This is a genomic window from Aliiglaciecola aliphaticivorans, from assembly GCF_054782055.1.
Map to the genome: position 1 here is coordinate 65846 of NZ_BAAGTF010000017.1, position 15072 is coordinate 80917.

The following is a 15072-nucleotide window of genomic DNA, read 5'->3' on the forward strand; positions in this document are numbered from 1 at the left end:
CACCAGATCCTTAACGAGACACCCACTTTAAATAAGGCAACCAAGAAGTTGTGGCAGTTTTTTCTATTTGTTCTAAGCTTTAGATTACTAAAACAACCATGGATGGTTCGTTATGCCGCAGTCACGTAAATCTCAAATTAGTCTTGTTGATACGCCTTATTACCATTGTGTTTCCCGGTGTGTTCGTCGCTCATTTTTGTGCGGTGAAGATGAATATACGGGACAAAGTTATGAACATAGACGAGGTTGGGTAGAGCGGCGTTTGATGCATTTGGCCAATGTTTTTGCAATTGATGTATGTGCCTATGCTGTCATGAGTAATCATACCCATATTGTATTATGTGTTGATAAACAAGATGCAGCCACTTGGTCACCGAAAGAAGTCCTGTATCGTTGGCATCAACTGCACAAAGGTACCTTGCTTAGTCAACGATTTATGAATGGCGAGTCACTCAGTCAAAGTGAGCTACTCACTTTACATGAAACGATTAACATCTATCGTAAACGCTTGTACGACATCAGTTGGTTCATGCGTAACCTCAATGAATACATCGCCAGAGAAGCAAACAAAGAAGATGAGTGCACTGGACGATTTTGGGAAGGTAGATTTAAATCTCAGGCTTTGTTAGATGAATCGGCCGTCCTCGCCTGCATGGCCTATGTAGATCTAAACCCTATCCGGGCGAAGCTACGAAAAACACCAAAAACCTCAAAATATACCAGCATACAACAACGTATTCAGGCTTTAATTAAAGGTGAACAACCTCAAAACTTGATGCAATTTGTGGGAAATCACAAACAAGATACAACTAAAGGTATTGCGTTTAGCTTAATTGATTATTGTGAACTCGTAGACTGCACAGGCAGGTGCATTCGAGAAGACAAAACTGGTTATATTGAACAGCAGTATAGCCCTATTTTAGAAAGTCTTGGATTAAACTCGAAGCAATGGCTTACGCTTACTACAGAGTTTGAAAAACATTTTTACTCAGCAGTAGGTAATGAACAAATGATGTACCAATTTAAACAGCATACTGGCCATCAACGAATACGTGGAATAGCAAAGGCCAAAGCTTTATTACAACACTCCTAAACAAAAAAACATCCAAATTTGTTTTAATCATCCTAACCATAGGTAATTTTTTGCTGCCTGCAATACGCGCTAAAAGAATGTAATCGCTTTATATAGCCCCATTATTTCAGTTTTCTATTCGAACTCTCATTCAAAGCAATAATAAAGAGCATCGTTTTGTTTTTAGCGGTTGGCTTTAGGATCGCTTATTCATCTACTTGGGTGTCTAACTAATTATCTAACTAATTATCTTTAAATTATGGGTGTCTAAATAATTATTAAATTATGGGTGTCTAAATAATTAAGCGGTTAACCAAAGTAAAGAAGCGAAGATAACAATCACTAAGTTTAGTTTTACAATATTATTCAATGTGTAGGAAGAGTTTGAGTGAAATTGTTTCAGCATTATAAGTCCTTTAATTTTTTCACGCATCAACTGCGAATACTCTGAAGTTGATTAATACGCTGTATCTAAATAGACAGTAAAGATACAAAACAAATGTGCAGAAATTGTGCAAAATGAATGAATAGAATTAGGAAGTGAATACTGGTGAGAGCTAGCCCAAAATGGATCATCTAACTTTCAAAGGCAGCGATTGTCAGTACTAATAATTTGTAACATTATTAATTGATTTAGAATTTGCGAATATTATTACTCGGGAACTTAGCTTGCATTTAATAGTGACTAGCTTTTAATCATCCACTCTACTGATCCTTGAAAGTTGCTATTCCATGGGGGGAGGGCGCCCCTGAATTACTTTTTTTGCTGTTCTTTTTACGTTTCTTCTTAAGTATATTTTCCTCAATTAATCATCAGAAAATAGAGAAAACATCTCTAGAGCTATTGCCATAATGACATTGCTTTAGTGTTTTTGCTGTGTACTATAAATTTAATTATCCGATCAGGGTAATTGCTGCTTACTCATATTTAGACTGCTGCTGATGGTTTTCAGTTGGTATGTTCAGAGCATATATAATAATTTACAAAGGCGTATAGTTATGAAAATCATAAAAAACTTACTGATAACTTTAGTGATCTCTGCAGCAGGACTGTTGTCTGCTCAAGCTCAAAATCTTGAAGACGACACAATGTTAAAGAAATTCGTCCAGTGGCATTTAGGCTTTACTACAAATGTTCAACAACGGGATAAAGATCTCGCCGCCAAAGCAGAACCACGTTGGGGATTAAGCGAACTACGTTTCCAACGCATTTGGCATAAACGCAATGATGGCTATTGGATCTATTATGAAACCAGTCAACCCGATGTCAGACCCGACCGTAATCAAATTTGGCACTTATATCGTAATGACTTTGGAAATTTGAAGGTAGATTTATACTCTTTCAAAAACATAAAGCATGGCTTGTCTTTTTGGGGAAAAGGTGATGATCCTGAAGCCTTTGAAACTATCAAAATGGACGAACTTTCCACGGTAGCCGGTTGCAATGCAACCTATCATTGGATTCCTGAATTTGCGCGTTTTTCAGGGGTTAATACGCACCAAAAGTGCTTCACTATTGGTAAGTCATACTTACTTCAACATGTGGAAATTTCCAAAATGAAAGACGGAACTCTGGTGCGCAATGATTGGCATTCATTTTACGATGAAAATGGTGTGGCCAAGCAAGGAGCTAAGTTTAAGCGCGGTGATCAAGGGCCCACTATCCATTTATATACAGAAACCTATGACCTTAATTAAACACTTTTAATGTAATAAATTAAACGTGAAAGCAGTCAAATAGTTAGATGACTGCTTTTATATGAAATTTTATAACCTGCGCTAGGTAACCTCTACCATGTATTGGTTTGCTGAACTTCAATTGTCCTTCTGATTGCCTAAATTAACACAATAATCATGTTCTGGTATTCCTCTGCTTAGCTACCTCTGTTTGTTAGCTTTTGTGATTCACTTTTTTGTTAAATTACTGATTTTTATCGGTTTTGCTAGTTAGTTGCCTAAAAATTCAGCGAAGTTGTCACATAACCGTAAAAAACGACCTGTTGATGATAGTTTTTTGCTCTCTGATTTTATCGAATGAAACTTTAGATACGAACAGTTGAAAACACACTTTAGTTATTAAAAACAGCTGCTTATGTTCCTTATTTAGCTCATTTTTTGATTCGGCGGTAGTTATCTACATTCTATTAGGTTTTGTAATAATACTGTCACACTATGCCCCTATCCTTGCCCTCAGATTTTATTGTTGGTTGTAAACCAACCCGATTCCACTCTAGGGTTTGATTGTATGAAACTTATAAAAACATTGTCTGCAGCACTGTTCGTTAGTCTGTTGACTGGTCAAGCTGCCGTTGCGCAGCAGGACAAAGAATTGCAACCTGTGGTTGATGCCGCAGCTGAAATTAATGAATCTGCCGCTGATTCCCAATCAAAGATCAACAATATTACTGATCAAATTGGCAGCAAGTTGCAGCAATTTAAAACTATCAACAAAGAAATTGACGGCTTGATGGTTTACAACGAGCAACTGCGAAAGCAAATCGCCAATCAACAACAGGAAATGTTGGATTTAAATAATGCGATTGATGAAGTCAGTGTTATTGAACGTCAGATTACCCCTTTGATGATTCGCATGATTGATGGATTAGCACAGTTTGTGGAATTAGATGTGCCGTTTTTAGGCGAAGAGCGCGCTAACCGCATCATTGATCTACGTAACATGATGGACCGTGCAGACGTTGCTCCTTCAGAAAAATTCAGACGCGTAATGGAAGCTTATCAAGTTGAAATGGATTACGGTCGCACCTTAGAAGCTTATCCTGGTTTGCACACTATTGAAGGCCAGGAAAGAAACGTGGACTTCCTGCGTATCGGCAGAACAGCGCTTATATACCAAACTCGTGATGCAAGTATGCAGGGAATTTGGAATAAACAAACTCGTCAGTGGGAACCTCTTTCTTCTGACTACCGCACCCAAATCACTAAAGGTCTGAGAATGGCCAAGAAACAAATGGCACCTGATTTGTTGATGTTACCAGTTGCGATTACGGATTAAGAGAGTAGACACCATGAGAAAATTATTTAGAAATACTGCTGTTCTTTTGGTCGCTACTTTTGCCGGAGCTACCTTCGCTCAGGAAAGTAAACCACTAGATTTAGATGCATTGCTTAAACAATTAGAGCAAGGCCAATATCAACAGAACCAACAGAATACTCAGCGTGAAAAAGAGTTTGTACAAAAACGCGCTGAGCAAGATCAAATGCTACGAGACATAACCTCAAAGCGCAATGGTGAGTTGAATACGTCAGAGAAGCTAGAAACACAATTCGAAGAAAATGAGTTCAAATTAGCTGATTTGAATGACGCTTTAGATAAACGCCTGGGTTCTTTAAAAGAATTATTCGGTGTGTTGCAGCAGGTTGCTGGTGACACCAAGAATAAATTTTATAACTCAACGGTTTCTGCGCAAATCTCCGGTCGTTCTGAGTTTTTAGATGAGATGGCACAATCAATGGGGACTAGTTCTAAATTGGCCTCAATTGAAGAAATAGAACGTGTGTGGTTTGAAATTCAGCGTGAAATGACTGAATCAGGTAAGGTGACTAAATTCACTACCGATGTTGTTGAAGCGGGTGGCGCTAAAGTTAACAAAGAAGTGGTTCGAGTTGGACCTTTTGCTTTGGTTTCTGACGGTAAATACCTTAAATACGAAGGCGAAACTGATACTGTAGCTGAATTAATTCGTCAACCTGCAGACCGCTATACAAGCAGCGCAGCAGCTTTACAAAGTTCTGATGGAGAATTGGTTTCTTTCGGATTAGATCCAACAGGCGGCACTATTTTAGGCTTGCTAGTACAAGCGCCAAGTCTTGAAGAACGTATCCATCAAGGTGACCTTGTAGGTTACATTATTATTGCTGTCGGAGCTGTAGGTATCTTGGTTGCTTTCTGGCGCTTTGTAGTACTAACCCTTGTAGGTGCGAAAGTGAATTCGCAACTCAAATCTAGCAAAATCTCCGAAGGCAATCCTTTAGGCCGAGTGCTTAAAGTAAAAGATGAGCATCCAAATGCTGACACTGAAGCCCTGGAATTGCATTTGACCGAGGCAATCTTAGCTGAAGTACCTAAACTAGGCCGTTTCTTAACGCTTGTGAAGATGATTTCAGTCGTCGCTCCTCTAGGTGGATTACTAGGAACGGTGACCGGTATGATTGTGACCTTCCAACAAATTACGTTATTTGGTACAGGCGACCCGAAAATTATGGCCGGCGGTATTTCATCGGCATTGATTACAACTGTTCTAGGTTTGGTTGTCGCAATTCCTACCACACTGCTTTATGCACTGCTTAATACCCAAAGCAAAAATATCGTAGCGATATTGCAAGAACAAGCAGCGGGAGTCATTGCCGAAAGAGCAGAAACTCAGTCTGGCACAAAGGCATAAGACGATGTTTGTAGAAATCTTTGAATCAATAAGAGACTTCACTGAAACGGGTGGGATTATCCTTCTGATAATCGGTGCACTGATTTTCGTGATGTGGATTTTGATACTCGAACGGATTTTCTATGTGACATATGGTCATAAGCAATTTAAAAAGCAGACCATTTCCACGTGGCAAGCTCGGAGTGATCGAAACTCATGGAATGCCCATCAAATTAGACAGGCAATGATTTCCAGAGTCAGTCTTAAGTTGCGTTTCAGTTTGCCCATTATTCAGGCACTAGTTGCCCTATGTCCTTTATTGGGACTAATGGGAACTGTAACGGGAATGATAGTGGTATTTGATGTAATGGCAATGTCTGGCGGTGGTAATGCCCGTTCTATGGCCGCAGGGGTTTCCCAAGCCACTATACCAACAATGGCTGGTATGGTCGGGGCGTTATCTGGCGTATTTGCGTCTACATGGCTAACGCGAACTGCAAAAACCGAACGTTTACATCTAGAAGATGCATTGGAGATTCAACGCTAGGGCTTAGGCCTGCGTGAAGAAAGAGTATTTATGAGAAAAATTCAGAATTTAGTTGAAGAAGAAGAAGCAACAATCGATATGACACCGATGTTGGACGTCGTATTTATCATGTTGATCTTCTTTATCGTAACTGCATCATTCGTTAAAGAATCAGGTATCGATGTAAACCGACCTGAAGCGGCAACAGCAGTGAAGAAAGATCGTGCAAACATCTTAGTGGCAATTAGCGACAAAGGTGAAATTTGGATTAATAAACGCAGAGTCGACGTGCGCGCAGTGCAAGCAAACATTGAACGCTTAAAAGCCGAAAACCCACAAGGTACTGTGGTGATTCAAGCTGATCGCAAAGCGACCACTGAAACGCTTATTAAAGTCATGGATGCATCGCGAGCCGCGGGTGTCTACGACGTTTCTATCGCAGCACAAGAGTAAAATATAATGGCAAGACTCCTTCTGGCAGTAGTAGTGGCGTTTTTCATCACGGTAAGTTTGTTTTTCTTAATGCAAGCGCTTATCGCCAGTGGTGACCAGACGTTAGAAGACCCTAAGCCTGGTGCAGTACTTGATTTCGTGCGCCTGAAAAAAGAAGAAACCGTGGAGCAAAAAGATCGCAAACCACGTAAGCCACCACCACCTAAAGAGCCGCCACCACAGATGGAACAACCGCAAATGGATTCACCTACGCCTGATGCTGATGGCAGCGGCATAGCGTTTGAAGCTGATGTGGGTGGCGATGTGGCCCTGGGTGGGGGATTAGCGCTAGAGTCTGGTGATGGTGAATATCTTCCTATCGTTAAAGTTGCGCCAGTGTACCCGCGCAGAGCGTTATCTCGCGGTATTGAAGGCTTTGTAATTGTTGAATTTACGGTATCTAAATTAGGGGCGGTAAAAGACATTCGCGTAGTCGAAGCTACGCCTCCGGATATTTTCAATCAAGCGGCGATGGATGCGGCTATGAAATTCAAATATAAACCGAGAGTCGTCAATGGTGAACCAGCTGAAGTGTCTGGTGTGCAAAACCGCATTACTTTCCAGATTGATGGTTAACTAAGAGGCACGCATGAAAATAACACAATGCATTTTAGCCATCTTATTGGCAAGCTCATTTACACTGGTATCTTCATTTGTCACTGCTCCAAAGGCGGTTGCTCAAGATAACAGTGCAAGTGAAAGAAAAACGCGCAGAACGCCAGCCCTTCGTACTCGTGTGTACGACCAATTGGCAAGAGCACAAAAAGTCGCCGATGAAGGTAATACCGAAGAGGCGCTAGAAATATTAGATGTAGTAAAGTCAAAAGAAAGCTCAATGAATAGCTATGAGTTGGCTATGCTACATAATTTCTATGGCTTTATTTACTACAATGCGGAAGATTATGACAAAGCGATAGCGTCATTTGAAACTGTTGTAGAGCAACAGCCTATCCCTGAATCATTTGAGCAGAGCACGTTGTTTAGTTTGGCTCAGTTGCAAATGATGCGTGGTAACTACGACAAAACCATTGAATACCTTGAACGGTGGGAAGCGTTACAGCCAGGTAAGTTACCGGTTAAAAATTTAGTGCTTAAAGCGCAAGCTATGTACCAGAAAAAAGACTATCAAGCCGCATCTGAATATATTAATGAAGCGATTTTGCAGCAAGAAAATAGTGAAGAAGGCTATAAGGTAGACGAAAACTGGTATGTATTACAGCGGGCCATTTATTATGAATTAAAGCAGCCTGAAAAAGTTACTAAAGTGCTGGAAAAGATGGTTAAGCTATTTGATCGTCCAGAGTATTGGGTGCAACTTGCAGGCATGTATGGTGAGTTAGGGTTTGAAAAGAAACAGCTTGCGATTCTTGAAGCTGCTTACCAAAGTGATTACATCACTAAAGCCTCAGACGTTTTCAATTTGGCGCAACTTTATTACTATCATCAAGTACCCTACAAAGGTGCCAGATTAATGGAACAAGCCATGGAGAATGGCGTTCTAGAGAAAAACCTGCGTAACTTGAAGTTTTTAGCGCAAACATGGACCCTTGCGAAAGAAAATGAAAAAGCAGTTCCAGTAATGCGCTCTGCTGCTGCCTTATCTGAAGATGGTGAACTGGATGCCCAACTAGCGCAAATTTTGTTAAATATGGATAGATTTGAAGAAGCCATTGAAAGTGCCCAAAAGGCATTAGAAAAAGGTGGTTTACGGAATCAGGGTACCACCCACCTGGTATTGGGAATGTCCTACTTTAATCAGAAACGTTATGTGGATGCGTTAAATCAGTTAGCTGAAGCAGAAAAACACCCTACCAGTCGTGGTATGGCGCAGCAATGGCGTAAATTCGTTCAGTCTGAAAAGTCCTCAACCGAACAATTACAAGCCGAATTAAGCGCCTCTTAAACCGCTTTAAAATAGCCTAATATACCAATCCGTATTGTCATTCACTGACATGCGGATTGTATTCCTTTGTGAAACTCAACTAAACTTGTGACTAAACTTAGGGTCATACATAGTGATCATTTTTGTTTCCCTCGAGTATTAATCAATTCATAGTGCAATGAATTGAAAGTTGATTACACCAAGGAATTCCAATGTTAAGCCAATTTACTAATTTTTCAGAAAAGCTAAGCCAGATCATGATCTTGTGTATTGGACTTGGTTTGCTCAGTGCATGTAGCTCAAACAATATAGTGATGGACACCGATCAAAATACCAATTTTGGTGCTTTTAAAAGTTATTCTGTGGTCTCTCGAAACCAAGAAGACAGCTTGAGTGCCAATCGTCTTATTAGCCAAGTGTCGCAGTTTTTAGAAGCGAATAACAAACTCGTAGGTGACGTTGGTTATACCGATGCGCTCGTAGAACTCGACCACTATATTGATTACCGAGAAAACGACAGTAGTTTTTCAATCGGCCTTGGCACCGGTTCTTTTGGACGTTCTGGTGGAGTAAGCATTGGAGGGGGAGTGAGTTTACCCATAGGCGCAGATCAAATATCCGTGGCTGTCGTCAGTATGAAAGTTTTGATAAACGATAGGTTAGTTTGGTCAGCAACGAATCATCACGACTTTAAAACCGACAATAGTGCTAGTTTAGCTAAAGCACAGACTGTCGCTATTAATGAGCTTCTTGAGCGCTTTCCTTTGTCTCGAAATGGATCTTAAATCTAGGTTTACAATAAGTTACTTATTTTATCTGGTAAATTTTTTCACGCACCGTATTATTAACGTTTAAAAAAAATAAATAGGGACATTCGACCAATGCGCTTAGCACTCACCATACTGGCACCGGTTTTATTATTAACCGCCTGTGCAAACGATAAAGAACCCGAAATGCAAACTTATCCCAGATTAAAACAACTCACCGTTGCAGCTCCTGTGGCTGCTAAACAAGATTATACGGCAAAATATCACGGTAAAGCGCTAAACGACCCGTACCACTGGCTTAAAGACTCCGGCTATCCGGAAGTTAATGATAAGCCTATTATTGATTATTTGACTGAAGAAAATGCCTATTTCGACCAATTTTTAGCACCAAACAAGCCGCTAGTTGATACCATTTTTGAAGAATTCAAAGGACGTACAAACGAACAGGAAGAGTCCGTTCCGTGGATTGACAACGGATACGAATATCGTTGGTATTATCGCGAGGGGGAAGAATACCGTACACGCAGTCGCAAAAATATTGCGACGGGTGAAGAAGCCGTTATTCTAGATGAAACTGAATTGGCTAAGGATTTTGAATATTTCAGTTTAGGTGACTGGGATGTGAGCCCGGATAACCGCTTGTTAGTGTATTCTTTCAATACCGACGGCGCCGAACGATACAAAGCGCGTATCATTGATCTGCAAACAGGAAAATACTTAACAGATGAAGTTACTGAACTCAGCGGCTCGGTAGCATTCAGTGCCGATAGCCAGTCGATCATTTATGGCAAATTAGAGAAAGACAAATGGCGAACAGCAAGTGTAAATGTTCACAAAATTGGTAGTGCCCAAGCTGAGGATAAAATATTAATCAGTGAAGCTGATGATGGTTTTTTCTTAGGGTTTAATTACTCGAGCGATCAAGAGTATTTAATTCTTGCTTCTGGACAGCGAGAAGTTACTGAATATCACGTGTTGCCGAGTAACGATTTGTTAGCCACGCCAACTAAATTAATTGCCAGGGAACAAGAATTTTCCGCCACCCTAGACCATGCAAATGGTAAGTTTTACCTTTTAGCTAACGATACTCATAAGAATTTTCGGTTTGTAAGCGTAGATGATGACCAACCCTCTTACGATAATTGGCAGACACTAATCGAGGGTACTGACGACCTTTATCTATTAGGCATGCAAACGTTTAAGGGATTCATCGCATTGCAGGCCAGAGAAAAAGGAATTGATAAAATTCGAATCTTAGATTATCAGGGAAACTCCCATGATATCGCTTTCCCTGAGCAAGTTTACTCGGCTGCTCTAGGCAATAGCTCTGAGTTTGAACAAGACTTTGTGCGTGTTGATTATGAATCTATGGTAACGCCTGAAACTGTGTTTGATTATCAGGTTAGCGATAAAAACCTGCAAACCAGAAAAGTAACGTCGATTCCATCTGGTTATGACAAATCTCAGTACGTTACTGAGCGTCTTATGGCTCCATCGAGAGACGGTGTAGAGATCCCGATTTCAGTGGTGTATAAAAAAGGGTTCAAAAAGGACGGTGAACAACCATTGCACCTTTATGGTTACGGGGCGTATGGGATCACGGTTCCTCCGGGCTTCTCTACCCTTAGACTGAGTTTATTGGATCGGGGGTTTGCATACGCCATCGCCCATGTTCGCGGTAGTGACATCTTGGGGTACCAATGGTATTTGGACGGTAAACTTGAAAAACGCAACAATGCCTTTAATGATTTTGTTGATGCGGCTGAGTATCTAATTAAAGAAAACTATGTCTCTGAGGGTAATATTTCTATTTCAGGACGTAGCGCCGGCGGCGAATTAATGGGCGCGGTTACCAATCAAGCTCCACAGTTATGGCGCTCAGTCACTCTCGGCGTGCCTTTTGTTGACGTACTCAATACTATGCTCGACGCTTCGTTGCCGTTAACACCACCAGAATGGTCAGAGTGGGGTAACCCCATAGAAGACTCTGCGGCATACGATCTCATCGCAAGTTACTCTCCTTACGATAACATTGAAGCTAAGGAATACCCTCCGATGTTGGTCAGCGGCGGAATAAACGACCCCCGCGTAACATACTGGGAACCTGCTAAGTGGACGGCTAAAATGCGTGAATTAAAGACTGATGACAACCTGCTTATCATGCGAATTAATATGGGGGCGGGACATTTTGCCAATAGTGGTCGCTATGGCAGATTACGCGATTACGCAGAAGAATTTGCGTTTATTTTAAAAAGTCATGAAATAGACCAATAAATAATCTAGTTAAAAATGCACTAAGCCCGATTCATATCGGGCTTTTTATTTTCGGGGAGTTGAGCCGGATAAAGCACCTATTTAGCTGAAATTCTAAGCAATTATCTGAGCAAACTAAACGCAACACTTGTTACCCATAGCTTATTTTCGTTAAACTGTGCAAAAATATCTTGGAAGCAACCTTGCATTCACTCACACCCCTGCACACTTTTGGGCTATCTGCTCGTAGTAAAAAATTGATATCAGTTGATAATGATTTCTCTATTCTAAAGAGCATTGACGCACCATTATGGATCCTAGGCGAAGGCAGTAATTGTGTCTTTCTGGAGGATTTTGACGGTACTGTTATTAAAGTGGACTCCAAGGGTAAGACAATCAAGGAGTTTAGTGATTATTTTCAATTAACCGTCAATAGTGGCGAAAATTGGCACCAATTAGTCTGCTTTTGCATGCAAAACGGTATTTTTGGATTGGAAAACCTTGCTTTAATTCCGGGTTCTGTGGGCGCGGCTCCGATACAGAATATTGGTGCATATGGTGTTGAATTAAATCAATTTATTAAGCAAGTTGTATGTATTGATATTGACAGCGGCGAACAACAGGTGCTGGCCAATGAAGAATGTAAGTTTGGTTACCGAGATAGTATTTTCAAACGTCAATTAGCTGGGAAGGTTATTATCACTCAGGTAGTGCTGCATATTCCCAAACGCTGGCAAGCATGTAATCACTACGGCGAGTTAGCCAAACTGAAGCAACCTAGTCCTGAACAAATCTTTGCGCAAGTGGTCGCTATTCGTCAAGCTAAGCTGCCCGATCCTAAGGATATTGGCAATGCGGGTAGCTTTTTTAAAAACCCTTTAGTGAGCAATAAGCATTTTGCAAGTTTGCAGTGCGACTGGCCTGATTTACCCTGTTATTCGGTGGATCATAATAGCGTTAAAGTACCTGCTGCTTGGTTAATTGACCATCTTGGATTAAAGGGTAAACAAATAGGTGGTATTCAGTGTCACCCAAGCCAGCCCCTGGTACTTACTAACAATGGCACAGGCAGTGGCGCTGAGTTGTTAGAGATGGCCCGTCATATTCAAGCTAAGGTAGAAAGCACTTTTTCTATCCACTTAGAAAATGAAGTCAATTTAATCGGTAACAAAGGGTTGGTAAAGCTGTGACCTTTAATTTTTCGCGTACCCTAATTTTGCAACGTTTGGCTGACGGACAATTCCATTCAGGAGAGGTGTTAGGCAAGGAACTCGGATTGAGCCGAGCGGCTGTTTCAAAACACATCAAAGGCCTATGTGATTTAGGTTTGGATATATTCAGTGTGACAGGAAAAGGCTATCGATTAGCTAAACCCTTAACCTTATTAGAACATCGTAAAATTGCGCAGTTATTACCACAAATCATGCAGTCCCAAATTAACGTGCAAAATGTTATCGATTCAACCAATCAATTTATCAGAGATATGAAGGTTACTCCGAGCAACGGTTATGTGTGTTTAGCTGAGGCCCAGACAGCCGGTAGAGGACGAAGAGGACGCACTTGGGTGTCTCCCTATGGCTCTAGTATTTATATGTCGATGTTCTGGTCTTTTGCTGGTGGATATCAGGCAATCAACGGGTTAAGTTTAGTAATAGGTATTGCTGTAGTGAGGGCATTGCAAACGCTTTCTGTAAAAGGCGCAATGCTTAAATGGCCAAACGATGTTTATCTTCAAGATAAAAAGCTTGCAGGTATTTTAGTTGAAGTGGAAGGGCAAATGGGCTCTGCCTGTGATTGTATTCTAGGGATAGGGTTGAATATTGATTTACCTACCAAAGACTTAGAAATTGATCAGCCTTGGATAGATTTGGCGCAAGCAACAGGTTTGGTTATTGACCGTAATAAACTCGCGGCAACGTTGATCGATGAGTTAATCAAAGCACTAGTTATATTTGAAACTAAAGGTTTAACACCTTTCATTAGTCAGTGGGCGGATTTGGATTACTTCTACAACAAACCTGTGAAATTAATGATTGGTAATCAATGTGTGTTTGGCAAAGTGAAGGGGATTGATAACGACGGGGCTCTTTTGCTTGAAAGAGACGGAAAAATCGAAACTTACCATGGAGGCGAAATCAGTGTCCGGCCCGCATAATCGATTACTGATAGATGTTGGTAATAGCCGGATTAAGTACGCTGCAGTTGATCCTTTAGGTGCAAAAATAGCAACTCAAGTATGTGATTCTATTGAAAATTTAAAAAGCCAAATTAGCAGTGCTGAATATGTAATCGCCGCCAGTGTGCAAAATGATGAGGTAATACTTAAAATTAAGCAGCTGTGTTTGTCTCATAATGTTCCCTTTAAACAGGTCACTACTCAAGCGTCAGCCTTTGGTATTAGTTGTGCCTATGAGCAGTTCCAGACGCTAGGTGTTGATCGTTGGCTTGCGGTATTAGGAGCGCGTCTTCATACCCAATTGCCAGTAGCTATTTTAGATCTGGGCACAGCGGCAACCTGCGATTTGGTAGTGGGAGAACAACACTTAGGCGGATGGATAGCCCCAGGTTTTAAATTGATGCGTACAGCAGTGACCAGTCAAACTTCTAAAGTATTTGGTGATAATCACACACCTGATGGTTTAACCCTCGGAAAAAGCACTCCTGAGTGTGTCAATATGGGAGGATTGGCTATGTTAGAAGGATTTTTACACAGCACTCGCAAATTAATTAGTCGTTATGCCGATGATTACCGAATATTTTTGTGTGGCGGTGATGGCGAATTACTAGAAAATTGTGTTGATGAGAAAGTGTTATTTAAACCTGATTTGGTTTTAGAGGGATTAAGTCGCTTTATTCCTGAAAAATAATTTAAAAAAATTTATTCAAAATTGCTGTAAAAAAGCACAATTATTTTCGCCATTTCTTGTCTTCAGTAGGTTTTTTAGGCAACTAAACCATTTATTTAAATAAATCTGCATTTTTTCCTTATTTTTTCCAAATATGCTCTTGCACCCTTAGGATCATTACTCTAGAATGCGCACCCACTTGATGCAGTGCCGACTTAGCTCAGTTGGTAGAGCAACTGACTTGTAATCAGTAGGTCGCCAGTTCGACTCCGGCAGTCGGCACCATCAATCCTGGAGGGGTACCCAAGCGGTCAACGGGAGCAGACTGTAAATCTGCCGGCTCAGCCTTCGCAGGTTCGAATCCTGCCCCCTCCACCATTTTTACTGTGCACCTGCAGTTTAATCAGGTGTATGGTGTGACGCAATGTGTCACGCCACCACTTTCAACAAGGTGGATAGAGAATAGGTTTGCGAGCATCGTATAATGGCTATTACCTCAGCCTTCCAAGCTGATGATGTGGGTTCGATTCCCACTGCTCGCTCCAAATTTAGTGCTGATATGGCTCAGTTGGTAGAGCGCACCCTTGGTAAGGGTGAGGTCGGCAGTTCGAATCTGCCTATCAGCACCAGTTCTCCCCCCAACTTATTGATTAGGTTTTTTTTTAATTACTTTGCTAGGAAAAATTTAAGATGGCAAAAGAAAAGTTTGAACGTACGAAACCCCACGTAAACGTCGGTACAATTGGCCACGTTGACCATGGTAAAACGACGCTAACAGCGGCAATCACTACAGTTCTAGCAAAGACCTATGGTGGTGCTGCATCAGCGTTTGATCAAATCGATAACGCTCCA

General features: G+C 41.1%; 14 protein-coding genes and 4 tRNA genes. All 18 read left to right on the top strand.

Features of this window, described 5'->3' with window-relative positions; genetic code table 11:
* The first annotated feature begins 112 nt into the window (after positions 1-112).
* Entirely contained in the window at positions 113-1093 is a 981-nt protein-coding gene (locus ACYVIL_RS09405; protein ID WP_303475880.1) for a transposase, read from the top strand.
* A 978-nt stretch (positions 1094-2071) separates the two neighbouring features.
* Positions 2072-2770 (top strand): CpcT/CpeT family chromophore lyase, encoded by a 699-nt coding sequence (locus ACYVIL_RS09410; RefSeq protein WP_460312294.1) that lies wholly within the window; start codon positions 2072-2074, stop codon positions 2768-2770.
* Positions 2771-3317: 547 nt separating this feature from the next.
* A complete protein-coding gene (locus tag ACYVIL_RS09415; protein WP_303475874.1) occupies positions 3318-4085 on the top strand; it encodes a DUF3450 domain-containing protein in 768 nt (255 codons plus the stop codon).
* 13 nt (positions 4086-4098) lie between these two features.
* Positions 4099-5475, top strand: a complete 1377-nt coding sequence (locus tag ACYVIL_RS09420; protein WP_460312295.1) for a MotA/TolQ/ExbB proton channel family protein — start codon at positions 4099-4101, stop codon at positions 5473-5475.
* Between the two features lie 4 nt (positions 5476-5479).
* Positions 5480-6001: a MotA/TolQ/ExbB proton channel family protein gene (locus ACYVIL_RS09425; RefSeq protein WP_216046392.1), complete on the top strand. Its 522-nt coding sequence runs from the start codon at positions 5480-5482 to the stop codon at positions 5999-6001.
* Positions 6002-6031: 30 nt separating this feature from the next.
* Entirely contained in the window at positions 6032-6433 is a 402-nt protein-coding gene (locus tag ACYVIL_RS09430) for an ExbD/TolR family protein (RefSeq protein WP_008845615.1), read from the top strand.
* 6 nt (positions 6434-6439) lie between these two features.
* Positions 6440-7048, top strand: a complete 609-nt coding sequence (locus tag ACYVIL_RS09435; protein ID WP_303475865.1) for an energy transducer TonB — start codon at positions 6440-6442, stop codon at positions 7046-7048.
* A gap of 13 nt (positions 7049-7061) precedes the next feature.
* Positions 7062-8375, top strand: coding sequence for a tetratricopeptide repeat protein (locus ACYVIL_RS09440; RefSeq protein ID WP_460312296.1), 1314 nt, complete (start codon positions 7062-7064; stop codon positions 8373-8375).
* Positions 8376-8566: 191 nt separating this feature from the next.
* Positions 8567-9139 (top strand): DUF4136 domain-containing protein, encoded by a 573-nt coding sequence (locus tag ACYVIL_RS09445; RefSeq protein WP_460312297.1) that lies wholly within the window; start codon positions 8567-8569, stop codon positions 9137-9139.
* 96 nt (positions 9140-9235) lie between these two features.
* Positions 9236-11395, top strand: a complete 2160-nt coding sequence (locus ACYVIL_RS09450; RefSeq protein ID WP_460312298.1) for a S9 family peptidase — start codon at positions 9236-9238, stop codon at positions 11393-11395.
* A 182-nt stretch (positions 11396-11577) separates the two neighbouring features.
* On the top strand, positions 11578-12564 hold the full coding sequence (gene murB, locus ACYVIL_RS09455) for a UDP-N-acetylmuramate dehydrogenase (RefSeq protein WP_303475857.1): 987 nt from the start codon (positions 11578-11580) through the stop codon (positions 12562-12564).
* Positions 12561-13529 carry a bifunctional biotin--[acetyl-CoA-carboxylase] ligase/biotin operon repressor BirA gene (gene birA / locus ACYVIL_RS09460; RefSeq protein WP_303475855.1) on the top strand — a complete coding sequence of 323 codons (969 nt, stop codon included), beginning with the start codon at positions 12561-12563 and terminating at the stop codon, positions 13527-13529. Before murB ends, birA begins: the two co-directional genes overlap by 4 nt.
* Entirely contained in the window at positions 13513-14241 is a 729-nt protein-coding gene (locus ACYVIL_RS09465) for a type III pantothenate kinase (RefSeq protein ID WP_303475851.1), read from the top strand. The genes birA and ACYVIL_RS09465 overlap by 17 nt, the downstream gene beginning before the upstream one ends.
* Before the next feature lie 188 nt (positions 14242-14429).
* A tRNA-Thr gene (locus ACYVIL_RS09470) sits at positions 14430-14505 on the top strand.
* An 8-nt stretch (positions 14506-14513) separates the two neighbouring features.
* Positions 14514-14598: transfer RNA gene (locus ACYVIL_RS09475), tRNA-Tyr, on the top strand.
* A 92-nt stretch (positions 14599-14690) separates the two neighbouring features.
* Positions 14691-14765, top strand: a tRNA-Gly gene (locus ACYVIL_RS09480).
* A gap of 8 nt (positions 14766-14773) precedes the next feature.
* Positions 14774-14849, top strand: a tRNA-Thr gene (locus ACYVIL_RS09485).
* Positions 14850-14910: 61 nt separating this feature from the next.
* Positions 14911-15072, top strand: a 162-nt coding sequence (locus tag ACYVIL_RS09490) for a GTP-binding protein (protein WP_460312017.1), incomplete at its 3' end; no start/stop codon positions are given.